This window comes from Lysobacter capsici, assembly GCF_014779555.2.
Lineage (GTDB): Bacteria > Pseudomonadota > Gammaproteobacteria > Xanthomonadales > Xanthomonadaceae > Lysobacter > Lysobacter capsici.
Genome location: NZ_CP094357.1, coordinates 4,059,576 through 4,082,072, shown reverse-complemented (window position 1 = coordinate 4,082,072; position 22,497 = coordinate 4,059,576). Strand labels below are relative to the sequence as shown.

General features: G+C 67.1%; 17 protein-coding genes. 5 read left to right on the top strand and 12 right to left on the bottom strand.

Features of this window, described 5'->3' with window-relative positions:
• Positions 1–92: 92 nt before the first annotated feature.
• From IEQ11_RS16625 to IEQ11_RS16615, 3 genes are all read right to left on the bottom strand, one after another.
• Complete coding sequence (locus tag IEQ11_RS16625; protein WP_228464692.1) at positions 93–566, bottom strand: hypothetical protein; 474 nt, start codon at positions 564–566, stop codon at positions 93–95.
• A 59-nt stretch (positions 567–625) separates the two neighbouring features.
• Positions 626–3,931: an nSTAND1 domain-containing NTPase gene (locus tag IEQ11_RS16620; RefSeq protein ID WP_191822104.1), complete on the bottom strand. Its 3,306-nt coding sequence runs from the start codon at positions 3,929–3,931 to the stop codon at positions 626–628.
• Positions 3,932–5,027: 1,096 nt separating this feature from the next.
• Positions 5,028–5,927, bottom strand: a complete 900-nt coding sequence (locus tag IEQ11_RS16615; RefSeq protein ID WP_191822105.1) for a DMT family transporter — start codon at positions 5,925–5,927, stop codon at positions 5,028–5,030.
• Positions 5,928–6,038: 111 nt separating this feature from the next.
• Between IEQ11_RS16615 and IEQ11_RS16610 the strand changes: the two genes are divergently transcribed.
• Complete coding sequence (locus IEQ11_RS16610) at positions 6,039–6,809, top strand: helix-turn-helix domain-containing protein (RefSeq protein ID WP_036109371.1); 771 nt, start codon at positions 6,039–6,041, stop codon at positions 6,807–6,809.
• Between the two features lie 334 nt (positions 6,810–7,143).
• On the opposite strand, the gene IEQ11_RS16605 is transcribed toward IEQ11_RS16610, so the two are convergent.
• The 3 genes from IEQ11_RS16605 to IEQ11_RS16595 all read right to left on the bottom strand — a co-directional run bounded on the left by IEQ11_RS16605 (position 7,144) and on the right by IEQ11_RS16595 (position 12,750).
• A complete protein-coding gene (locus IEQ11_RS16605; RefSeq protein WP_191822106.1) occupies positions 7,144–8,595 on the bottom strand; it encodes an amidohydrolase family protein in 1,452 nt (483 codons plus the stop codon).
• 175 nt (positions 8,596–8,770) lie between these two features.
• Positions 8,771–10,174 carry a phospholipase effector Tle1 domain-containing protein gene (locus IEQ11_RS16600; RefSeq protein WP_191822107.1) on the bottom strand — a complete coding sequence of 468 codons (1,404 nt, stop codon included), beginning with the start codon at positions 10,172–10,174 and terminating at the stop codon, positions 8,771–8,773.
• Between the two features lie 542 nt (positions 10,175–10,716).
• Positions 10,717–12,750 (bottom strand): M2 family metallopeptidase, encoded by a 2,034-nt coding sequence (locus IEQ11_RS16595; RefSeq protein WP_051547532.1) that lies wholly within the window; start codon positions 12,748–12,750, stop codon positions 10,717–10,719.
• A 547-nt stretch (positions 12,751–13,297) separates the two neighbouring features.
• Between IEQ11_RS16595 and IEQ11_RS16590 the strand changes: the two genes are divergently transcribed.
• The gene (locus IEQ11_RS16590) at positions 13,298–13,675 is read left to right on the top strand and encodes a hypothetical protein (protein WP_036109364.1); all 378 of its coding nucleotides are present in this window, start codon (positions 13,298–13,300) and stop codon (positions 13,673–13,675) included.
• Positions 13,676–13,919: 244 nt separating this feature from the next.
• Here IEQ11_RS16590 and IEQ11_RS16585 read toward each other — a convergent pair whose 3' ends face one another.
• The 6 genes from IEQ11_RS16585 to IEQ11_RS16560 form a co-directional block, all read right to left on the bottom strand.
• Complete coding sequence (locus IEQ11_RS16585; RefSeq protein WP_191822108.1) at positions 13,920–15,551, bottom strand: SDR family NAD(P)-dependent oxidoreductase; 1,632 nt, start codon at positions 15,549–15,551, stop codon at positions 13,920–13,922.
• A 148-nt stretch (positions 15,552–15,699) separates the two neighbouring features.
• Complete coding sequence (locus IEQ11_RS16580; RefSeq protein ID WP_036109360.1) at positions 15,700–16,173, bottom strand: hypothetical protein; 474 nt, start codon at positions 16,171–16,173, stop codon at positions 15,700–15,702.
• Positions 16,174–16,390: 217 nt separating this feature from the next.
• Entirely contained in the window at positions 16,391–16,660 is a 270-nt protein-coding gene (gene minE / locus IEQ11_RS16575) for a cell division topological specificity factor MinE (RefSeq protein WP_036109358.1), read from the bottom strand.
• A 4-nt stretch (positions 16,661–16,664) separates the two neighbouring features.
• Positions 16,665–17,474: a septum site-determining protein MinD gene (gene minD / locus IEQ11_RS16570; RefSeq protein WP_036109357.1), complete on the bottom strand. Its 810-nt coding sequence runs from the start codon at positions 17,472–17,474 to the stop codon at positions 16,665–16,667.
• A 25-nt stretch (positions 17,475–17,499) separates the two neighbouring features.
• Positions 17,500–18,300: a septum site-determining protein MinC gene (gene minC, locus IEQ11_RS16565; protein ID WP_425494647.1), complete on the bottom strand. Its 801-nt coding sequence runs from the start codon at positions 18,298–18,300 to the stop codon at positions 17,500–17,502.
• Positions 18,291–18,908, bottom strand: coding sequence for a GNAT family N-acetyltransferase (locus tag IEQ11_RS16560; protein ID WP_036109350.1), 618 nt, complete (start codon positions 18,906–18,908; stop codon positions 18,291–18,293). The genes minC and IEQ11_RS16560 overlap by 10 nt, the downstream gene beginning before the upstream one ends.
• A gap of 141 nt (positions 18,909–19,049) precedes the next feature.
• On the opposite strand from IEQ11_RS16560, the gene IEQ11_RS16555 reads away from it, so the two are divergent.
• The 3 genes from IEQ11_RS16555 to IEQ11_RS16545 all read left to right on the top strand — a co-directional run bounded on the left by IEQ11_RS16555 (position 19,050) and on the right by IEQ11_RS16545 (position 22,327).
• On the top strand, positions 19,050–20,252 hold the full coding sequence (locus IEQ11_RS16555) for a sensor histidine kinase (protein WP_036109347.1): 1,203 nt from the start codon (positions 19,050–19,052) through the stop codon (positions 20,250–20,252).
• A complete protein-coding gene (locus IEQ11_RS16550) occupies positions 20,249–20,902 on the top strand; it encodes a response regulator (protein WP_036109344.1) in 654 nt (217 codons plus the stop codon). Before IEQ11_RS16555 ends, IEQ11_RS16550 begins: the two co-directional genes overlap by 4 nt.
• A gap of 333 nt (positions 20,903–21,235) precedes the next feature.
• Entirely contained in the window at positions 21,236–22,327 is a 1,092-nt protein-coding gene (locus tag IEQ11_RS16545) for a polyketide cyclase (protein WP_036109342.1), read from the top strand.
• Positions 22,328–22,497 lie beyond the last annotated feature (170 nt).

The window sequence follows — 22,497 nt, the reverse complement described above, 5'->3', positions numbered from 1 at the left end:
CGACCGCCGCGGCGCTAGTTCAAAACCCTCTCCGCACGAGACAAGGGCGCAGACGGTCACGGGCCGTCTGCGCCATCGGCATTCGCCTGGGATCAGCCGCGCTTCTTGATGATGCCCGGCGGCACCGTGCGCGGATCGTTGCCGACCTGCGGATCGCAGGAGATCACCCGCAGATCGTTGCTCTCCTCATCGCGCACCAGCACGGTGAAGAAGATCAGGGTCTGCACGGTGTTGCGGTTGTGCATGCTCACGCTGCGGCCGTCCTCGGCCACGCGGACCTTGTGGATCTGCTTGAAGGCGTCGGAGTTGAGCACGCTGATGATCTGGAAGCGCTGCGGTACCTGCGCCTCGAACTTGTAGGTGATCACCACCGGGCCGGCGCCCTGCACCGTGACCACGTCCGGCGCGAAGCTGTAGAAGTACTGGCCGAGTCCGGCGTTGCCGCCGAAGCCGACGTAGGCGACGGTCAGTTCGATGTCGATCGGCGCCGGATCGCCCTTCTTGCTCGACTTCTTCTGCTTTTCCGGCGCGGCGGCGGATTTCTTGCTGTCTTTCTTGCTGGCCATGAGCGGTTTCCTAGTGCGTATGGTTGCTGCGGAGCGGCTTCGTCGAACGCGTCGTGGAATCATTCGTAAAACGCGACGAAGCCGGGATGGCGGTAGCCGGCGCGTTGCAGCCAGGCGATCTGGGTGGAGGCTTGCGCGCGCGCGCCGAGGTGCACCTGGGTGCGCACCCAGGCTTCGAGCAGGTTGCGGTCGCGGCTGTCGGCCACGCGCTTGGCGAGCAGGTCGCGCACCCGGTTCCAGTCGTCGCGCGCGCGCGCGTCGTTGCCGGCGCGCTGGTAGCGCTCGCCGCGCCAGACCAGGCTGCGCGCGAGCATCGACAGGATCGGCGGGTCGTCCGGGGTTTGCCGGTGCAGCGCGTCGAGGTCGGCGACCAGGCGGTCGATCGCGGCCTGCGGCGGCGATGCGGCGATCTGATCCATGCGCAGCCGCACCAGCAGGTCGAGCACGCGCCAGTCCGGCAACGGTTCGGTCTGCTGCAACAGCGGCGCCAGCACCTGCTGCGCGCGGCGTAGGCGCTCGTCGGCCAGCGCGGGCACGCCGCGCAGGTGCGCGACCCAGCCGGCATGCGCGTAGGCATGGCCGAGGTTGCGGCGCCAGTCGCGATTGTCGGGCTGCTGTTCGACCAGCGCGCCGAGCAGGCGGATCGCTTCGGCGATTTCGTTTTCGGCGTCGTCGGCCAGGCCGCGGTCGAGCGCGAGCACCGAACTGCGCAGCAGCGAGGTCGCGAGCTTGCGCCGCCAGGCGTCGGCCTCGGGTTCGCTGTCGACCAGTTCGCGCAGCATCGCGGTTTGCGCGGCGTAGCCCTTGGCGGCGTCGGCCAACTGGCCGCGCGCGTCCTGCGCGCTGCTCAGCCACGACAGGCTGTCGACCAGTTCGTAGCGCAGCGGTTTGTCGGCCGGTTTGGCCGCGAGCAGGGCGCGCTTGATCGCGACCGAGCGCGCGAACAGTTCGGCCGCTTCGTCGCTGCGCAGGCGCACGAAGGCCAGGGTGCCCAGATTATTGAGCGCGTACGACAGCTCCAGCTGCCAGCGCGGATCCTTCGGCGCGCGCGCGACCAGGCCTTCGCTGGCGTGCAGATACGCCTGCCAGTATTTTTCCGCCGGGTCGTACTGATTCTGTTGATACGCGTAGTAACCCAGCCAGTACGCGGTGGTCCCGGTCTCGGCCAGGGCATCGAGCGAATCGGGCGCGCCGGCCAGCGCGCGCCGCGCCGCGTCGTCGGCGCGTTCGAACGCGGCGTGCGCTTCGTCGAAGCGGGCCTGGTTCATCAGCACTTCGCCGACCGTGCGCAACGCGCGCGCGTGGCTGACCAGTTCGCGCGGCTGCATCTGCGTTTCGGGCATGCGCTCCAGATAGGTCAGGGCCTGGCTGCCGACGCTGTCGAGCAGTTTCAGATTGCCGATCGGACGCAGTTGCTCGGCCAGATCGCCGAGCATGAAGCCGACCAGTTGCTGGGCCTGATCGCGGCGTTGCTCGGCCTCGCGCCGCGCCTGCCAGGCCTGCAGGCCCAGGCCGGTCGCGGCGAGGGTCAGCACGCACAAGCTGGCGATCGCGCTGACGCGCAACCATTGCTTGCGCCGTTGCTGGCGTTCGGAGGCTTGCAGGAATTGGCGGTCGTCTTCGCCCAGATCGTCGGGCAGGCGGCGCGCGGCCTCGCGCGCTTCGGCCAGCGGACGGCCGGGGTTGAGCAGATGATCGGCGCGGCGGCCTTCCAATGCCCAGCGCCGGGTCGCGCGTTGCAGACGTTCGCGCGCCTGCAGCAGTTGCCGGTTTTCGTTGGCCCATTCGCGCGCGCGCGGCCATTGCCGCAGCAGCGCTTCGTGGGCGACGCCGAAGCCCGGTTCGCCGCCGCTGAGTTCGCCGACGAACAAGCGTGCGCGCACGAAACTCTCGGCCAGTTCGCGCGCGGCCGCATCGTCCAGGGTCGACCACAGCACGCGCCGGCCGGTGACCGCGTCGCTGTCGGGACGCAGCACGATCAGCGCCGCGAGCACCCGTTCCAGGCTGGCCTGCGCGTTCGCCGGCAGCGCCGCAAAGACCTGTTCGGCGCGATGCGCGAGCGCGCCTTCCAGGCCGCCGAGTTCGCGATAGGTGCTGACGCTGAGCACGCCGCCTTCGTCCTGGCGTTCGTACAGCGCCTGCAGGGTGTGCTGCAGCAGCGGCAACGAATCGGGATGCTGGGCGGCGGCGTCGCGCAGCAGGTCGTCCAGGCGCAGCGAGCTTTCCGGGTCTTCGCCGAAACTCAGCCCGGCCAGCGCGGCGGGCGCGCGGATGATCTGGCCGATCTCGCCTTCGCGCGGAGTGAGCAAGTCGATGTGACCGTCGCCGGCCTTGAGTTCGGCCAGACCCGGCACGCTTTCGATCAGGCGCGGGTAGAAGTCGCTGCGGGTGATCGCGATCACCGCCACCCGCGGCGATGCGCACAGCGCGGTCAGCGCGGCGCCGAACTCGGCGCGGTCGCGCGCGTCGATGCCGGGCGCGGCGACCGCGGCCTCGGCGTGATCGACCACCAGCAGCAGATGCGCGCGTTCGGCCAGATGCGCGGTGCGGCGCGCGAACGCGTCGTCGATGCGCGCATGCACCGCGCTCGGGGTATCGCGCAGTTGCCTGGCAAGAACCTCGGCCTCGCCGGGCAGGTACAGCGGGCGGCCGTCCAGCGACCAGTCGCACAAGGTCTGGGCGAGCCGCGCGAGCAGGTCGCCGCCGCGGCAGGCGCCCAGGTCGAAGTAGGCGCTGGTCAGCGCGTGCAGTCCGTCGAAGCCGCCGTCCTGCTGCAGCAGCGGCATCACCGCCGCGCGCAGCAGCGAAGTCTTGCCGCAGCCGCTGGCGCCCGACACCAGGACGAAGCGGCGCTGGCTGTCGAGTTGTTCGCGCAGAGTCGCCAGCAGTTCGGCGGTGGCGCGGCTGCGGCCGAAGAACACGCCGGCATGGGCCTGGTCGAACGAACGCAGGCCGACATACGGGCTGCCCTGAGTCCACGCCGCCGCGCGCGGCAGGCCGCTGCGGTAGTCGTCGGGAAAGGTCACCCGCGCGACCAGCCGGTAGCCGCGCTTGCGGATGGTTTCGATGTAGTCCGGTTCGCGGCTGCTGTCGCCCAGGCGCCGGCGCAGCTGAGCGATGGTCTTGTGGACCGGGTTGTCGCCGTAGAAGGTGCCGCGCCAGATTTCGATCAGCAACTGCTCGGCGCTGACGACTTCGCCGGCGCGTTCGGCCAGCGCGATCAGCACTTCCATCATCCGCGGTTCCAGCGCGGTGGTGACGCCGTCGCGCACGATCGCCAGGCGGTCGGGCTGCACCAGCAGCGCGCCGATGCGGAACTGCGATACCGCCGCCAGGTTCTTGATCCGGTCGATGCGTTGGGGCATCGCAATGCACACTCGCGTTAGAGAAAGGTCGTTCGCGTTCGGGGCCGGCGAGCATGAGCCGTCATGCATCCCCCGTCATCCGCGTCGACCGATGCAGCGAGTCGGCGTGACAGGCGGCAGGCCGCCGGCAACGTCGTACCCCATCACGGCGTCAGGCAGGCGGGTTTTGCCTCACGCAAACTAACAAACCTGTCGCCATTCGTGTGGTTCTATCGATGAAATTTTGTGCGAGGCGGTTCGGTGCGTGGACTGGATCGCGGCGATGGCCGGTGCCGGTGCCGTTTTGCGTGGGTCGCGGCGGCGAGGGTGGGCCGGTCGCGGGAGTGGCGGATCGCGATGCCGTCATGGACATCGGGTCGGTCCAGTCGGGCCAGCGCGATCGCATCGGTCCGATCAAGTCGGTGCGAGCAAGTCGGTCCGATCAGGCCGTTGCGAGCGGCGCGGAATAAAAAAAGCCGGCCGGGGGCCACCCCCCGCGGCCGGCAGACGCTGGCGGCAGAGGGGGATCGGCCGCAGCAATAGCGAAACTAGGGACGGTCCGGGGCATCCGGGCCGAGGAAGATTTCGTCGAAGCGCACGCAAGAGTCGCGTCCAGCGGACGCGGCGCGCGATCCGGAAATAGGTGTCGCCGTGCCGGGGCCGGGCGATGCTCATCAGCGCCATCCCGGCCGGCGTCGACCCACGCCGACGCGACGCCGACCGCGGTTCGCGGCAGACGCTGCGGGTGTCGCGGTGATGGACGATTGCAGTCGGGTGGCGTCGACATGCCACGACCCTAGCAGCGCGCGCAGACGCCGAACTTGACGCGGCTCACATTGGCGAGGGCGGTGCCGTCGCCGCCTGACAATCGTCATCGATCGTGCCGCCGTCTTGCCACTTTCGTCGTAACCCGGGATTCGCGGCCGCGACGATTCGCGGCTCCCGACCCAATCCCCGAGCAGCAGCGCTACAACGCCACCCTCCCTGTAGGAGCGGCGCAAGCCGCGACCGCGACACCGCGGCCACGGCGAGCCTTTCGTCGCCACCGCGCCATCACGCCAACCGCGACGGGCCACCACCAGACCAAGGGCTCATCCCACTGACCGCTCCAATCCGCTCAGCCGGCGCATTCCCGCGAACGCAACGCCACCGCCGGCTTTTGCCGCAACACCTGCGCCACCGTCACACCCAGCAGCGTCAGCACGCCGCCGATCCAGTGATAAGCCTGCAAGGGTTCGCCGAGCAACAGCACCGCCAACACCGCGGTGAACACCGGCGTGAGGTTCATCAGCACCGCGGTCTTGTCCGCGCCCAGGCGCAGCAGCCCGTGCATCCAGAACCACGGCGCCAGGGTCGAGGCGAGCAGGCCGGCGTACAGCACCAGCGGCAGGTTGTGCGCGGTCAGCGCCACCGACGGCGCCAGCAGGAAACCCGGCAGCAACAGCGCGGTGCCGCAGGCGATCTGCAGGTACAGCGATTCGCCGTTGGGAATCGGCAACGCCCAGCGCTTGACCAGCACGCCGTACAAGGCATACGAGAACGCCGCCAGCAGCATCATCAACTCGCCGCGGCCCAGGCCTTGTTGCAGCAGTCGCGCCGGATGGCCGCCGCTGAGCAGCCAGCTCAGGCCGGCGAACGAGATCAGCGCGCCGATCAGCATGCCCGGCGAGGGCCGGGTCTTGAGCACGACCATGCCGATCAGCATCGTCATCGGCGGAATCGCCGCGACGATCAAGCCCATCGACATCGCGCTGACGCTGTGCGCGGCGAAATAGGCCAGCGACTGGTACATCACCATGCCCAGCGCCGACAGCACCACCAGCTTGCGCCAGTACGGACGCACCTGGGCGCGCAGTTTCCAGACCCGCGGCAGCAGGAACGGGGTCAACGCGAGCAGCGCGACCAGCCAGCGGTAGAACGAAATCGCCGCCGGGTCGATCGCGCCGGCCGAGAGTTTGCTGACGATCGTATTGCCGGCCCAGATCAGCGTGGCCAGGATCGGCAGGAGCAGGTGCATGGGGGACGTCCTGGCTGGAGCAGCCGTTACAACGTGGGGCTGCTCATTCTAGAATGTCGGGTAATCGACAGATGCCGATAACCAGACAGGCCATGACGGGCCCCGGACAAGATGCGCCGCAGTCGCCAGTTCCACTATCCCTATCGCTCCTTGCCGGGCCCGCTGCTGCTGCGCTACGAAGCGCTGGCGGTCGATACCGAGAGCGCCTTGCACCAGCATCCCTGGGGCCAGCTGGCGTTCGTCGAATCCGGCAGCATGGCGTTCGTGGTCGAAGGCCAGCCGTTCTTCGCGCCGCCGGGGTATGCGGTGTGGATTCCGCCGCGGATGGACCACACCTCGCACAACCGGCGCGAAGTGAAATGCCGGCTGATCAATATCGCCGAGCGCTACACGCCGCAGCTGCCCAAGGCGCCGGGCATCGTGCGGTTGCATGCCTTGTTCATTGCCGGGGTCGAGGACTTGTTCGATCGCGGCATCGAGATCCCGCAAACGCCGGGCGACCGGCGTCTGGCGCGGGTGCTGATCGACAAACTGCTGGCCACGCCGATGCTGCAACGGTTCGTGCCGCAGAGCGAAGACCGCCTGCTGGCGCCGATCCTCGACGCCTTGCAGCACGCGCCCGGCGACAACACCACGCTGGAGCAATGGGCGCAGCGCGTGCACACCACCGAGCGCACCTTGAGCCGTCGTTGCCGCGACGAACTGGGCATGTCTTTCAGCCAGTGGCGGCAGCGCTTGCGCTTCCAGCAATCGATCCCGCTGCTGGAGCAGGGCCGCAGCGTGCAGCAGGTGGCGGCGCAGATGGGTTATGCCAGCGTGTCTGCGTTCATCGCGATGTTCCAGCAGTTCAGCGGGACGACGCCGCAGAAGTTTCGGAAGTGAAGTAGACAGGCGGTTGTAACAAGGTCGCCACTTCCATCCGCGCTCCCCGTGCTTTTCCCCCCTTTGCAAAAGGGGGGCAGGGGGGATTTGCTTTTGCTTTTGCTTCCGTTTTTGCTGCAGAGATTGCTGCAGAGGACTTCAGCGTCCGGGCTAAAAGCGAATCCCCCCTCCCCCCCTTTTCCAAAGGGGGGAACAGCAACAGCAGTTTCGAAGTGGTCGGGGCACACGGGTAGAGCAGCGGGATGAAGATAGAGCCGGTACAAAACCGGCCGACATACAGCCTTAGCCGCGCGAACCTGGCCGCACCGACTCGTCAGTCGCCTGAAAGCGCCACTTACTCCGCCTTTTGCGCCGCCACACGCTTGCGCACCTCTTCCAGCATCCCATCCAGCGCCTCGCGGTCATGCACCTCGCCGCGCAGCACGAAGGTATCGATGCGGCGGGTCGCGCTGATGTCGCGCAACGGGTCGGCGTCGAGCAGCAGGATGTCGGCCGCCTTGCCGGCGGCGAGGGTGCCGTGCAGTTTTTCCTGGCCCAGGAAGCGCGCGCCGTTGATCGTCGCCGCCTGCAAGGTCTGCAGCGGGGTCAGGCCGCTTTCGACGAAGCGCTGCATCTCATCGTGCAGGCCCACGCCGGGATAATTGAATGAGTTGAGAAAGCCCGCGTCGGTGCCGGCCAGCACGGTCACGCCCGACTGCTGCAGCAAGGGCAGGATCGCGGCGTTGCGCTCGTAACGCTGATGGCGGCGTTCGATCGCGGCCGCGTCGTCCTTGGCCGCGCGCTCCACCCGCCAGGCATACGTCGCCTGCAGGCCGGGACCGATGTATTTCAGATAGTCGTCGCCGCGATGATCGTTGCGATCCAGATACGTGGTCACGAAGCTGCCGTTGAGGGTCGGCGTGACCGCGGTGCCGCGTCGCGCCAGGCGCTTGTAGGCGGCGCGCGCGGTGGTTTCGTCGAAGCTGGATTGAATGCGGTTCCAGCCTTCCTTGCTGTCGATCTCGCCGCGCCGGACCATCGCGCCGATCTGCGCTTCCTGCGGCGAGCCGGCCTTGTACGCGTACTCGATGTGTTCGATCGAACTCAGCCCAGCGGCGCTGACCTCATCGATGGTGAGCGCGAACGGCACGTGCGCCGACACCCGCAGGCCGCGCGCATGCGCCTGCTTGAGCGCGTCCATGAACAACTCGGGCGACAAGGTGTTGTCGGTGATCTTGACGAAGTCGACCCTCCAGCCCTGCAGCTGGTCCAGCGCCTTGCTGATCTCTGCGTGGCTGCCGACTTCGATATCGCCCGGCCAGATCGACTTGTAGCCCTCCAGCTTCGGGCCGGAGGTGAAGATGGTCGGGCCGTCGAGCGAGCCGTTGTTGATCGCCTCGCGCCATGCGAACACGCTCGGGCTCAGATCGCCGGCCGCGTCGCGCACCGCGGCGATGCCGTGGGCGACATACAGCGGCAGCAGGTTCTTGTTTTCCTCGATCAGCTTGTCGCCGCCGCCGAAATGCACGTGCATGTCCCACAGCGCCGGGATCGCGTACTTGCCTTGCGCATTGATGCTGCGCGCGGCCTCGAAGCGCTTCGCCTTGGCGTCGTCGACGATGGCCAGGATGCGCGCGCCCTTGACCGCGATGGTCTGGTTCGCGCGGGTCTTGCCGTTGCTCACGTCGATCACTGCGGCATGGCGGATCAGCAGGTCGGCGGTTTCAGCGGCCTGGGCGGTCGTGGCGGCGCAGGCGAGGGCGAGCAGGCTCAGCGCGAGGGCGTGGCGGCGGTGCGGGGCGATCATGCGGCGATTCCGGTTCGTGGTCCGCAGCGATGATCCGGCGGCGCGGCCGCCCGCGCCAGTCCCGATCGGGCGGGGGAGATGGATCGGATCGGGGCTTTCGCGACCGCGATCGCCCACGCCGAAGCGTCCGTTTCAGCCGCGAATGGCTTCTCCGCCGCAGTCCTTGAGGCGCGAACTAGTAGAAGTGAGTGACCCGATGGTGCCCGCGCAACGCCTCGGGCCGGTAAGCCGCGGTGCGATCGCAGGCAACGACGCGCGCGGCGGCGAAACGCTCAAGCACGGTGGGATCGAGCTCGGCCTGTTCCTGGATCGGTCGAGGCGCGCTGGACCACTTGAAAAGGCGCATCCACCACGCGCCTTGTTGCCGCGCGAAGACCTCGGAATGCTGAGGCCCCAGCGGATCGGGATGCAGGTGCAGTTTGCTCCGGTCCAGCACGATCGGATGGGGCCCGGCCATGGCTTCTTCGATCATCCAGCGCAAGGCGATGTCCGACAGGCGCGATTCCTCTTCCGGATAGCTGCCGCCGATGTCGGAGTGGTTGCCGGCGAACCAGCGCTGGCGGAAGCGCCCGCGCGTATCGCCGGGCTGATCGGCATTCCTGCTGCCGCCCCAGGTCACGCGTCCGAAGGCAAGGCGTGTTTCGTCGATGGCCAGCGCGTGGCGCGCGACGGGGATGCGCGGGTCCAGATAGCGATCGTAGTTTTTCGAATTCCACACGGCGAAGTGCCACGGCCGGGTGCCGCATCGCACGTCCTTCGATGCCCATCGAAAGGTGACGCGCGCATAGGAAAGCGCCGCCACCGATACGCCGGCCAGGAATACGAACGTCGCCACCGCCCATTGCGTCCAATCGAACCAATGACTGGTCAGCGCTGCGATCGCGATGCTGACCGCGCCCAGCGCCAAGGCGGCGACAGCCAACAGTGCCAAGCGCGCCGGCACGGGCAGACCCAAGGCCGCCACCGAATCGAACACGCCGATGAATTCGGGATAGACGTCGCCACGGGCGGGATCGTTTCCGGATCGGTACTTGGACCGAAAGCGCCGCGCGATCGCCTCGCGTTGCGCTTCGAATCGTTTGCGGGGATGGCCGGAGCCGTGCTCATAGACCTTCACGACCGCTTCGGTGGCGATCACGCGCAGCGCCCGGCCCGCTCTGGGCAGCGCTCCGCCCTTGCCGTCGGTGGTCGGCACCCCGCACAGGTTCAACACATTGGCCAAGGCGCGCACGGTGTAGCCGCCGCGGCTGAATCCGAACAGATATATCCGGTCGCCCGGCTCGTAGCGTTTGAGGATGGCTTCGTAGCAGTCGATGACGTTGGTGCTGAAGCCCAAGCCGACCGCCAGCCCGGCCCAGGATTTCAATCGTTCCCACAGGCCCAGGCGGACGCTGCCGGCCGCATTGGAGGTTCCAAGACCGGGCTCGTAATAGGCGACCTGCTCGCGCGGATCGATCGGGCTGTCGGGCCCGACCCGGCTCGCGCGGAACAGCTTGTAGATGTTGCTCAACTGCTGATCCGGTCGCACGCCGCCGATCTGGCCGGTTCCGTCCGCGAATATCAGAATGTTCTTCGGCATGGTCGAATGCGCGCCTGTTCGGGTTTGGCTTGCGGGTCAGGTCGACGATGGCTTTGGTGACGCCGACGAGCGCCCGCGCATTTCGCTAGGAACGCGCGTTCGTCGATCCGGATGGGGCGCATCCGGATTTCGATGCGTCGCTTCATGCGTTCGGCAGGTCGTGGCTCCCGATGGCAACCGGGATTCATCCATCCAGCCAAGGCCGTCCCGACGCATCGAGCGTCTGGTCAGTCATCGTTGTTTCCCGAGAAACGTCAGGCCGTGGGCCCGCGTGAACTGCCCGAACGCATGAACGGTGCTTTTTCCCGCTGGCGTTTTTGCGGCTATCGATGTGTTTCAACGAATATGCCCGCGCGGATCGGCCAGCAGTCGATGTCTGCGCGATCCCGGTATCAGCGATCCGGTGACTGCTCAAGCCGGGCGCCAAGGCCCGATCCCCAAAAACAAACAAGCCGGCATAAGCCGGCCTGTCTGCAACGCCTCAATGTCGCGAGCAACGATCGACCAGCCCGCAGGCCCGATCGATCGCCGCTGCGCGCGGATTAACCCTGGGCGGGTTTCGCCTTGGCATCGGCCTTCGCCGCCGGCTTGGCCGGCGACACCGGCGCCGCAGCGCCCGCGGCCGAGGCCTGCCAGCCGCAGCTCTTGCCTTCGTTCTGCTGCTTGAGCCAGGTCTGCAGCGGCGCGAAGTATTCCAGCACCGCCGTGGCGTCCATCTTCTCGCCGCCGGTCAGTTCCTTCATCGTCTGCTGCCACGGCTGGCTCGCGCCCTTGCTCAGCATCGCTTCGAACTTCGCGCCCGCGGCCTTGTTGCCGTAGAAGCTGCATTCGTACAGCGGGCCCTTGTAGCCGGCCGCGTCGCACAGCGACTTGTAGAACTGGAATTGCAGGATGTGCGAGAGGAAGTAGCGCGTGTAAGGCGTATTGCCCGGCACGTGGTACTTCGCGCCGGCGTCGAAGAACTCCTCGCCGCGCGCCTGCACCGGCGCCACGCCCTGGTACTTGGCCTTCAGTTCCCACCATGCCTTGTTGTACGCATCGGGCTTGATCGAGCCGTCGAACACGCCCCAGCGCCAGCGGTCGATCATCAGGCCGAACGGCAGGAACGAGACCTTGGCCAGCGCCATGCGCATCTGCGCGTTGATCAGCGCTTCGTTGCTCTGCTGCTGATTGCCGACCATGCCGATCGACTGCAGGTACTTGGGCGTCATCGCCAGCACGATGGTGTCGCCGATGGCTTCGTGGAAACCGTCGTGCGCGCCGGTCTGGAACAGCGGCGGCTGCTTGTTGTAGGCCAGGTAGTAATACACATGGCCGAGCTCGTGATAGATCGTGGTGAAGTCTTCTTCGTTCGGCTTGATGCACATCTTGGTGCGCACGTCGCCGCCCATGTTCATGTCCCAGGCGCTGGCGTGGCAGACCACGTCGCGGTCGCGCGGCTTGATGAACTGGGTTTTCGCCCAATAGCTGTCGGGCAGCTTGGGCATGCCGAGCGAGACGTAGAAGTCCTGCGCGCGTTCGGTCATCTGCTTGGCGTTGGCCAGGTTGGCGTCGACCTCGAGCTGCGCCTGTTCCAGCGGGCTGCGCTCGCCGCCGGACTTGGCTTCCTGCGCGTCGAGCGCCTGCTGGTACTGACGCGCGAGCGCGCCGTTGATGTCCAGGCTGCCGGCCTGCTGCTCGGTGTAGGGCGCGAGCACGTCCCACAGATTGCCCCAGTCCTGCTGCCACATGTTGCCGAGCAGATGCGCCGGCAGCATGCCGCCGCCGGTCTGGCCCTTGTCGACGCCGTACTTGGATTCCAGGCGCGAGCGGGTGTAGCAATGCAGCTGTTCGTACAGCGGCTTGACCTGGCCCCACAGGCGATCGGTCTCGGCCGCGAGTTCGGCCGGGCTCATGTCGTAGCCCGAGCGCCACAGCTCGCCGGTGTCGGCGTAGCCGAGGTTCTGCGCGCCTTCGTTGACCAGTTCGACGAAGCGCGTGTAGTCCTTGCGCATCGGCTTGGAAATCGTGTGCCAGCCCTTCCAGGCGTCGAGCTGGGCGTCGTAGTCGCGGCTGTTGCGCAGCACGTCCTCCAGATCGCCGAGCTGGCGGCAGTCGGTGTCGCCAGGGCCGCTGCAATAGCTGCCCGAGCCGTACATGCCTTCCATGCGGGTGGCGATCTGGGTCAGCTCGGCGAGCTTGGCCGGGTCCTTCGGCGCCGGCATCGCGGTGCCGATCTTGAGCAGCTGGATCGCGCGCGCGGTGGCCGGCGACATCTGCTTGCCTTCGAACTTCTTCGACTGCTCGATCCAGCTGTTGAGCTGGGTGAGGTAGCGCTCGTTGGCCTTGGCCGACAGCAACTGGCTGTCGTCGTTGATGTAGGTCGACGACAGCCACTGCGCGGCGGTCATCTCCGGATACATCTTCTTGTACTCGTCGTTGACGCGCGCGATGAACTGGTCCGCGGTCTCGCCCTCGGGCGCGGCGGCCGGAGCGGTGGTGGTGCTCGAGGAGGGGACGGGTTCCTTCTTGCAGCCGCTCAGGCCGATCACGGCCGCAGCGACGCCGAGCGCCAACAAGGCGCGGACATGTTTCATGTGTGCTCTCTCCAGAAGAAGTGCGGCGCTTCGCGCGCGAGCCAGAAGGCTAGAGGCCGGGTCGGTCCGGCGCAAGCCGGGCTTGGCCGAGCCGGCGGGATCGTCCGTCCGGCCGATGAACGCCGGAGCGGCGGTGAGGAACTTTTGCGCAAACTCGGCACAGCTGCCGGACTGAAAACGGTTACGGCCCGGGTAGGGGGAAGCCGAATTTGGCCGATTCAGGCGAATTGCGCATTTTGACCCGCGAACCCGGTCGCGGAATTTCGTAAATAATTCGTTACGTGGAAACGTTTAGATCGTTATTTTTCTGTTATTCACATGCGCTGCACGCAACGCCGGACGGCTTTTCTTAGCGTTTGTTCAGTTTTCGAAACGTGCGCAGGTCGGTCCGAACCGGTCCATGTCACAAAAACGGAATTGATTTGTGACGCGAAAACGGAAAAAGTGACGTTGAACGGCAGCCGCTCATCGGCTGCGCCGCGTGGGGCGGGGCAGGCTCCACACGGCATGCTCCGGGCGGCACGGTCCTGGCTTTAAAAGGTAAGGCATGAAACATACGACGGGCACTGCGAACGGCACGCTGCACACCGCCACATTGGCCTCGGCCCTGCCGATGCGCGGGCGCGAAGGCGGGGTCTGCCTGTTCTCGGCCGACCTGAGCTGGGCCCGCGAACAAGCGCCGGCGACCTCGCGCGGCCTGTTCGCACGAATCCAATACACCCGTATCGCCCTGTTCGCGCTGCTCGCGCTGGCGGTGGTCGGGGTGGTCATGATGAATGGGCCGGCCGACGCCGGCCCGAACCGTTCGCTCTCCAAGGCGCTGCCCGATCCGGTCAGCGAGGCCGAGGTCGAGTCGGTGGTCGCGAACACGGGTCACCCGGCCGCGCGCCTGAAGGCGCCGGTCGAACGCACGGCGGCGCGCTGAAGCGCGAACCGGTGCACACCCGATACGGAACTCGGTGGGAGTAAGCGCCTGGATGGCGCAATCAGGGGAAGGGAAGCAAGCAGTACGCTTCAGCAGCGCAAGTCGGAGTCCGGTTATGGGGATAATCCGTTCCGCACAGTTTGAATGGCGTCGGCGCCACGGAAGGCGTCGGTGACCGCTGTGTTTCCCGCCGCGCGCGCGACCGCGGCCTATCGATGAAACGGCCGCGCGCGAGGCGCCGGCATCACCAGTCCGTCGGCGCGTAATCCTTGAGGAACTGGCCCCACACGTGGGTGCCGGTGTTGAAGCCGTGGATGATCGGATCGACGATGCGCGCGGCGCCGTCGACGATGTCCAGCGGCGGGTGGAAGCGTTCCTCGATCACCTTGCGCGCGGCGATCTCGACCGGATCTTCGTCGGTCACCCAGCCGGTATCGACCGAGTTCATGTGGATGCCGTCGCCGTGGTAATCCGCGGCCGAGGTGCGCGTCATCATGTTGAGCGCGGCCTTGGCCATGTTGGTGTGCGGGTGCTTGGTGGTCTTGAAGTTGCGGTAGAACTGGCCCTCGACCGCCGACACGTTGACGATGTGCTTGTCGCGGCGCGGGCTGTCGCCCTCGGGCACGCGCAGCATCAGCGGCTTCAGCCGCGCGTTGATGATGAACGGCGCGATCGCGTTGACCAGTTGGGTTTCCAGCAATTCCACCGACGGTACTTCGTCCATCTGCAGGCGCCAGGAATTGCGCCCGCGCAGGTCGACCTGCTGCAGGTCCTGATCCAGGCGGCCTTCGGGAAACAGATGCGCCTGGCCGAGCAGTTCGTCGGCGAGCAGCGGCACCTGCGACAGTTCGGCGGCGCGGGTCAGGCCGGTCGCGTCGATCAGCGAGCGCACGTTGCCCTGCGCTTGCACGGCGCCGTTCGCGCTATCTCCGGCATCGGACAGCAGGTCGAACGCGCGCAGGCCTTCGTAGCGGCCGACCAAGCGGCGCACGTCGTCGGGCATCTCGTGCAGCGCGGAGGTTTCGCCGGCCATCATGTGCGCATAGAACGCCGGCGGGCGACGCACGGTCTGGCAGGCGTTGTTGATGATGAAGTCCAGACGCTCGCGAGTCGCCAGCAGTTCGCTGCAGAACGCTTCCACGCTCGGGGTGTGGCGCAGGTCCAGGCCGAACACTTCCAGGCGATGGCCCCATTGGGCGAAGTCGGGCTCCTGCGCGTAGCGCAGCGCGGAGTCGCGCGGGAAGCGGGTGGTGACGATCAACGCGCAACCCGCGCGCAGCAGCTTCAATCCGGCCTGATAACCGATCTTGACCCGGCCGCCGGTCAGCAACGCGACCCGGCCGCTGAGGTCGGCGGTTTCGGTGCGCTTGAAGAAATTCAGTTCCGCGCAGGGCGGGCACATCTGGTCATAGAAGTGATGAACCTGGGTGTATTTCTTCTTGCACACGTAGCAATGCAGCAGCTCGGGCGATTCGCTGTAGGCGATCGGCTCGGGCGTGTTGTTGCTGGGATCGTGCTGGCCGGCGGGCTGCGGCGGGAAATAATTCGGCGTGGTGAACACCGGCTTGCGGCGCAGCGCGCGGATGCCGGTCTGGTTGAGCAGTTCGTCGGCCTTGCGCAGCTTTTCCTGATGCCGCTCGCGCGCCTGCTGCTTGAGTTGCTTGCGCCGCGCCTTGGGTTCGGGATGGAAGGCCTGGGCGATCGCCTGATGCAGGCGCGCGCGCTCGTCGGCGGGCAGCGCGTCGAGCATCGCGCGGTCGGCGTTGAGCTGTTCGAGCACGGCGAGCGCGGCGCGGACGCGATCGAGCAGCGGCGGGCTGTCGGTCTGCGCGGCGGCGTCGGCGCCGTCCGGGGCGGTGTGGGTGGGAGTATTCAAAAGATAAGGTCCGCGGCGCACGGCGAGGGTGCGCGATTTAGAAGGGCTGGTTCCGAGGGGGCGATTCTACAGTGGTCGCCTGCGACCGCCCGCGGACGGCCGCGGGATGCGCCGGATGGCCGCTGATTCGACCGGCGCCGCCTGCGTTTTACAGCGCCAGGACTCGTTCAGGCAGCCGCACCAGCCCGTGTTCGGCCAGCCATTGCCAGGAGGTTTCCGCGTCCTGCTCGACGTAGGCGCGCGCCGAGCCCATGCGGAAGCTGTAGCCCCATTCGTCCATGTCGGCCAGGATGCGGTCGCGGCCGGCGCCGGGCAGGGCGTCGCCGAGCAGGGTCTGCAGCACGCACACTGCGTCTTCTTCCTCGACCGAATCGGTCGCGTCGGTATGCACCTGCGCGCGGCGTTCGGGCGGCAGCACGATCAGGTGCGCGGCTTCGTGCAGCAGCGAATGCACCGGCGTGTCGCCGCGCGCGTACACGGTGCTGCCGATCAGGCCGGCTTCGTTGTCGCCCCAGTAGCTGCCCGGGATCGCCTCGCCGTCGGCGACCCGCTCCAGGCGCAGGTCGTAGCGCGCGAGCAGGGCGGCGGCGTCGTCGAAGGCGATGTCGGACAGGGTGAGCATGGCGCGGGGCGTTTTTAGGTGGGGGCGGGGTAGGCGCGATTGCGCAGGCGAGTTCTGCGCGGGTGCGCGGATTGCGATAGTCGCCCGAACAAAACCGCAAAGCCTGGGCGATGCGACGCAGGGCGCGTTTGCGCAGCCGTCGTAGTGTCGCGGTCGCGGCTTGCGCCGCTCCTGCAGAAGGATATGGGACAGCGGTCGGGAGGCCGACCGCTTGCCGTCAGGCTTGCGCCTGGTGCGGGGTTTCCGGCAGGGCGACGGAAATATCCAGCACCTTGTTGTCGCCTTCGCCGATCAGATCGACCTTGACCGATTCGGCGTCGACGTTGACGTACTTGCGGATCACCTCGAGCAGCTCGCGCTGCAGCATCGGCAGGTAGTCGGGACCGCCGCCGCGGCCGGCGCGCTCGTGCGCGACGATGATCCGCAAACGCTCCTTGGCGACGTTGGCGGTGGGTTTCTTGGCCAGCAGAAAGTCGAACAGACCCATGAGCTCAGCCTCCGAACAGCTTGGTGAAGAAGCCCTTCTTTTCCACTTGCGTGAAGCGCATCGGTCGGGTGTCGCCGAGCAGGCGGGCGACGGCGTCGTCGTAGGCCTGGGCGGCGTCGGATTCGGTTTCCAGGATCACCGGCTCGCCCTTGTTGGACGCGTTGAGCACGTCGCCGGATTCGGGAATCACGCCGATGGTCTTCAGGCCGAGGATTTCCTCGACGTCGCCGATGCTGAGCATCTCCTGGTCTTCCACGCGCTTGGGGCTGTAGCGGGTCAGCAGCAGGTGCTCCTTGACCTTCTCGCCGTTCTCGGCGCGGCGGGTCTTGGACGCGAGCAGGCCCAGGATGCGGTCGGAGTCGCGCACCGACGACACTTCCGGGTTGACCACGACCACCGCCTGATCGGCGAAGTACATGGCCAGGAACGCGCCCTTTTCGATACCGGCCGGCGAATCGCAGACGATGTAGTCGAAGCCTTCGGCGGCGATGTCCTCGAGCACCTTCTGCACGCCTTCCTTGGTCAGCGCGTCCTTGTCGCGCGTCTGCGAGGCGGCCAGGATGAACAGGTTCTCGAACCGTTTGTCCTTGATCAGCGCCTGCTTGAGGTTGGCTTCGCCGTTGACCACGTTGACGAAGTCGTACACCACGCGGCGTTCGCAACCCATGATCAGGTCGAGATTGCGCAGGCCGACGTCGAAGTCGATCACGGCGACCTTGTGGCCGCGACGGGCGAGGCCGCAAGACAGGCTGGCGCTGGTGGTGGTCTTGCCGACGCCACCCTTGCCCGAAGTGACAACAATTATTTCGGTCAAAACACGTTCCTCCAATGGTGCGGCGTCAATCCAGCGCCGCAATTTTGATTTGTTCGTCTTCCAGCCAGATCTGCACGGCCTTGCCGCGCAGTTCCTTCGGGATGTCTTCGAGCACCTTGTAATGGCCCGCGATCGCGACCAGCTCGGCATGAAACTCGCGGCAGAAGATGCGGGCCTTGGTATTGCCTTGCGCGCCGGCCAGCGCGCGTCCGCGCAAGGGGCCGTAGATGTGCACCGAGCCGTCGGCGATGACTTCGGCGCCGGCGCCGACCGTGGTCAGCACGGTCAGGTCGCGGTTGTCGGCGTAAATCTGTTGGCCCGAACGCACCGGGGCGGACTGGATCAGTCCGACCGAAGTGGACGTCGCTGCGCCCGCGGCGGAAATCCCGGGGCGCGAGGTTCTGGCCGGTTCGGCGGGTGCCGGCGCCGGTTCGCGCTTGGGCGCGGCCGCCGCCACCGGCTCGACCCCGCCCTCGGCTTTTTCATACGACGCCCGGAACTTGGCCAGCAACGGCAAGCCCAGGGCCTGCGCCAGGCGATCGGTCTCGCTGGTGCCGTAGGCCAGCGCCACCGGCAGCACGCCGGCGGCGCGCAAACCATCGAGCAGCGCCTGCGCGGTGACCGCGTCCGGGGTCTGGCTCAGGCCGCCGAAGTCGATCACCACCGCGGCGCGGCCGAACATGTTCGGCGCGCGCTGCACGCGGCTGCGCATTTCTTCGGTCAGGCGTTCGACATCGAGGGTGCGGATGCGCAGGTTGGCGATGCCGACTTGGCCGATCTTGAGTTCGCCGGCTTGTTCGTAATCCACGGCTACGCTCACGGGCACGTCCCGGTCGGCCGCTGCGCGGCCTGGTCGTGCACGCGCCGCACCGGCACCCGCGGACGGGTCAGCCAGCTGGCCTCGGGCAGGGCGTCGCCGTAGGTTTCGCGCACCCAGGCGTAGCTGCACAGCGGTTTCATCAGCATCGCCGCGCGCACGCCGGCTTCTTCCATCACGTGCTGACCGACCTCGCGGAAACCGAAGCTGCCATGGAACAGCAGGGCCGGGTCGTTGCCGCCTTCCAGGAACACCTCGCAGGCCAGCTGCGGATAGCGCAGCTCGGCATAGCTCTGGGCGTCGGCATAGAACGCGCGGCCGACACCGCCGCCGCGGCGCCGGCTGGCGACGACGATGCGGTCGATATAGAAGAAATCCGGGTGACGATCGCGAAACCAGCGGAAATTGCTGCTGTCGTGATCGGTATTCGAGCCCATCCCAATCAGGAAACCGGCCAGGGTCCCGTCGCGCTCGGCGACGCGGAAATATTCGGCGCTGTCGAAGAAATGACGCAGACGGGCCGCATCCAGCGGCAGGATCGCGGGGCCGGCGGCGTTGTTGAGGGCAAGGACGGAATCCAGCTCGTGCTCACGCACGTCGCGGACGACGATCGACATTCCACGCTCCAAGTATTCAAAAACCGGCACGCGTTCCGTGCCGGCGTCCCGATTATCGCATGGCCGTCCGCCCGGGGCGAACGGCAAGTGCATGACTTCTGGACGGCTCGGCGGGACCGCCCATGCCGTTAGCATGCATTCATGCTGGCTCGCCTCACTCCTACTCAACTCATGCGGTTCGCCGGGCTGTTCACCTGGGGCATGGCGGGGTGCTGGCTGGTGATCATGTGGCTGGAGCCGGAAGCGGCGGCCACCCTGCCGGGCGGCAGCGAGCACACCTTCTTCCTGCTGATCCTGCGCTGGGTCGCGATCCACCTGGCCTTCGGCGCGGTGTACTGGTGGGCCAGCCGCGGCCTGGGCCAGCGCCGGCCGGGGCCGACCGACTACGCCATGGTCCTGGTCCTGACCGCCTGCGCGATCGGGGTCGGCTACTACTCCAACAGCGGCATCGGCAGCATTTTGCTGATGGTCGTGGCCGGGCTGCTGCCGTGGCTGCTGCCGCTGCGGGTCGGCGCGGCCTGGCTGGTGCTGGGCAATCTGTCGATCATCCCGGTGTTCGTGATCGCCATCGGCCAGCCGCTGCTGGTCGCGATCGTGCAGTCGCTGGCCTATGCCGGCTTCTCCAGCCTGGTGTTCGTCAGCTCCCTGGTGGCGATGCAGCAGGCCCAGGCCCGCGAGGACCAGCGCCGGCTCAACGCCGAGCTGCGCGCGACCCGCGCGCTGCTGGCCGAAAGCGCGCGGATCAACGAGCGCACCCGGATCTCGCGCGAACTGCACGACCTGCTCGGCCACCACCTGACCGCGCTGAGCCTGAACCTGGAAGTCGCCGGCCACCTGTCCGAAGGTCGGGTCAAGGAACACGTGCAGCAGGCGCATACTCTGGCCAGGCTGCTGCTCACCGACGTGCGCGAGGCGGTCAGCCAATTGCGCGAGAACGGCGCGATCGATCTGGCCCTGGCGCTGCGTCCGCTGGCCGAAAACGTACCGGCGCTGGACATCCGCATGGACATAGAAACGCCCCTGACCCTGGACGACCCCGAGCGCGCCCACGTGCTGCTGCGCTGCACCCAGGAGATCATCACCAACACCGTGCGCCATGCCGGCGCGCAGCACTTGTGGATCGACGTGCGCCGCAGCGGCGAACAGATCGTCATGAGCGCGCGCGACGACGGCCGCGGCGCCGATCACCTGATCGCCGGCAACGGCTTGCGCGGCATGCGCGAGCGGTTGCAGCAGTACGGCGGCCAACTTCTCATCGAAACCCGGGCCGAGGCGGGCTTTTGCCTGCAGCTGACTCTCCCCGCCACCGCGGCCGCCATGGCCCGCGAAGGAGCGCTTGCATGATCCCCAACCCCATCCGCGTATTGCTGGTCGACGACCAGACCCTGGTCCGGCAGGGGGTGCGCTCGCTGCTCGCCCTGGCCGAGGGCATCGAGGTCGTGGCCGAGGCCGGCGACGGCCGCCAGGCGGTCGAGATCATTCCGCAGATCCGCCCGGACGTGGTCCTGATGGACATGCGCATGCCGGTGATGTCCGGCCTGGAGGCCCTGCAGGCGCTGTCGCGCGCGGGCTACCTGCCGCCGACCATCATCCTGACCACCTTCGACGACGACCAACTGGTGCTGGCCGGGCTCAAGGCCGGCGCCAAGGGCTATCTGCTCAAGGACGTATCGCTGGCGCAACTGGTCGGCGCGATCCAGGCGGTGGCCGACGGCGGTTCGCTGGTCCAGCCGGCGGTGACCCAGCGCCTGCTGTCGGGGCTGGAGCACATGCGCAACGACTTCGTCAGCCTGGACCGGCCCGATCCGCTGACCGAGCGCGAGACCGAAATCCTGCGGCTGATGGCCGGCGGCTTTTCCAACAAGGAAATCGCCAATTCGCTGGGCGTGGCGGAGGGGACGATCAAGAATCACGTCTCCAACATCCTGTCGAAGCTCGGCGTGCGCGACCGCACCCGCGCGGTGCTCAAGGCGTTCGAGCTGCAACTGGTCTGATCCAGGCGCGCCGGCCCGGCGCGTCCGCGCGCGCCGTTCACCCGGATCGGCCGCGCATCGGGCGCATCGCAGGCGCCGAGCGCGTCCTTGTCGCGCACTCCCGGCCCTCGTGGACTTGTCCGAATTTGCGCATCCGCATCCGCATACCCGGGCGAATGCGCGCGGCGGGCGGCGAAAAGCCGGTGATTTCCCGGCTTTTCGCGACGCGATGGTCCAAGTGGGCGATTCGGCGAATTTTCTTCGCTGTGACGGCTGTCCTAGCCGGGATTTATCTTGCTACGATTGTGGGTCTGCGCCCCCGGCCCGATCCGGGCCCGGCCCTGGAGAACCTGAATGACCCGTCTGATCGAGATTCTGATTTCACTGGCGATCGTCGCCGTGCTGTTCCTGGTTGTCGGCATCGTGCTGCCGTCGAGCCGCCATCTGTCGCACTCGGTTGAGACCAACCGCAAGCTGACCATCGTGTTCGACACGTTGAACAGCATGCGCCGCTTCAAGGATTGGAACCCGCTGGCCCTGCGCGATCCGAACATGGAGATCAAGCTGGTCGGCAAGGAAGAGGGCGTCGGCGCCCGTCTGGAGTATTCGTCCAAGGAACGCGGCCTGGGCAACGGCAGCTGGGAAATCGTCAAGAGCGAGCCGGGCAAGCTGGTCGGCTACAAGATCAGCAGCGTCGAGCGCGGCGACAACAAGCGCTCGGAGTTCACCCTCAAGCCCACCGGCAAGAACAACCGCAACGTCGAGATCACCCAGACCTACGACGTCGACTACGGTTGGGACCTGCTGGGCCGCTACTCCGGCCTGTACGTGAGCAGCAACGTCGGCGAAGACGTCAAGATGGGTCTGGCGCGCCTGAGCAACCTGCTCGCGACCGTGCCGAACTACGACTATTCCAAGCTGTCCGAAACCGATCCGGCCGGCGCGCCGAAGATCGTCGACCGTCCGGCCGAGAACGTGCTCAGCGTGACCGCCGCGGTCGAGCGCAACAACGACAAGATCAAGGGCCAGATCCACTCCAACATGGAATGGATCAAGAAGGTCATCGCCGCCAACGGTCTGGAAGCGGTCGGTCCGGTCCGCATCGTGACCAACGAGTTCGGCGCCGAGACCTATTCGTTCGACGTGGTCCAGCAGGTGCGCAAGATCGGCGACACCAGCACCGAAGCGACCAAGCTCGACGTCAAGATCGACGGCCCGGGCAACCCGGTCAAGGCCGAGTTGCTGCCGCCGACCAAGGTCGTCGTCTCTTCCAGCAGCGGCCACAACTTCGCGGCGCTGCCGCCGGTGCGCGACGCGGTCCGCGCCTGGGCGCTGACCCGCGGCTACACCACCACGGATCGTCCGTACGAAGCGTGGAAGGCCGGCATCGACGAAAGCTTCGATCCGGCGCTGGGCAAGTTCGACGTGTACTGGCCGGTCAAGTAAGCCGCGCCACATCGCGATGCCGCCACGGCGGTGTCGCGCACGAAAACGCGCCGCGGTTTTCCGCGGCGCGTTTTTTTTTGCGCATCGTTGTCGCGCGCCGATCGTGCGCCGATCACGCGATCGATTGTGGATGGCGGATTGCGGCTGCTGCGCAACACCGCAACCGCTCG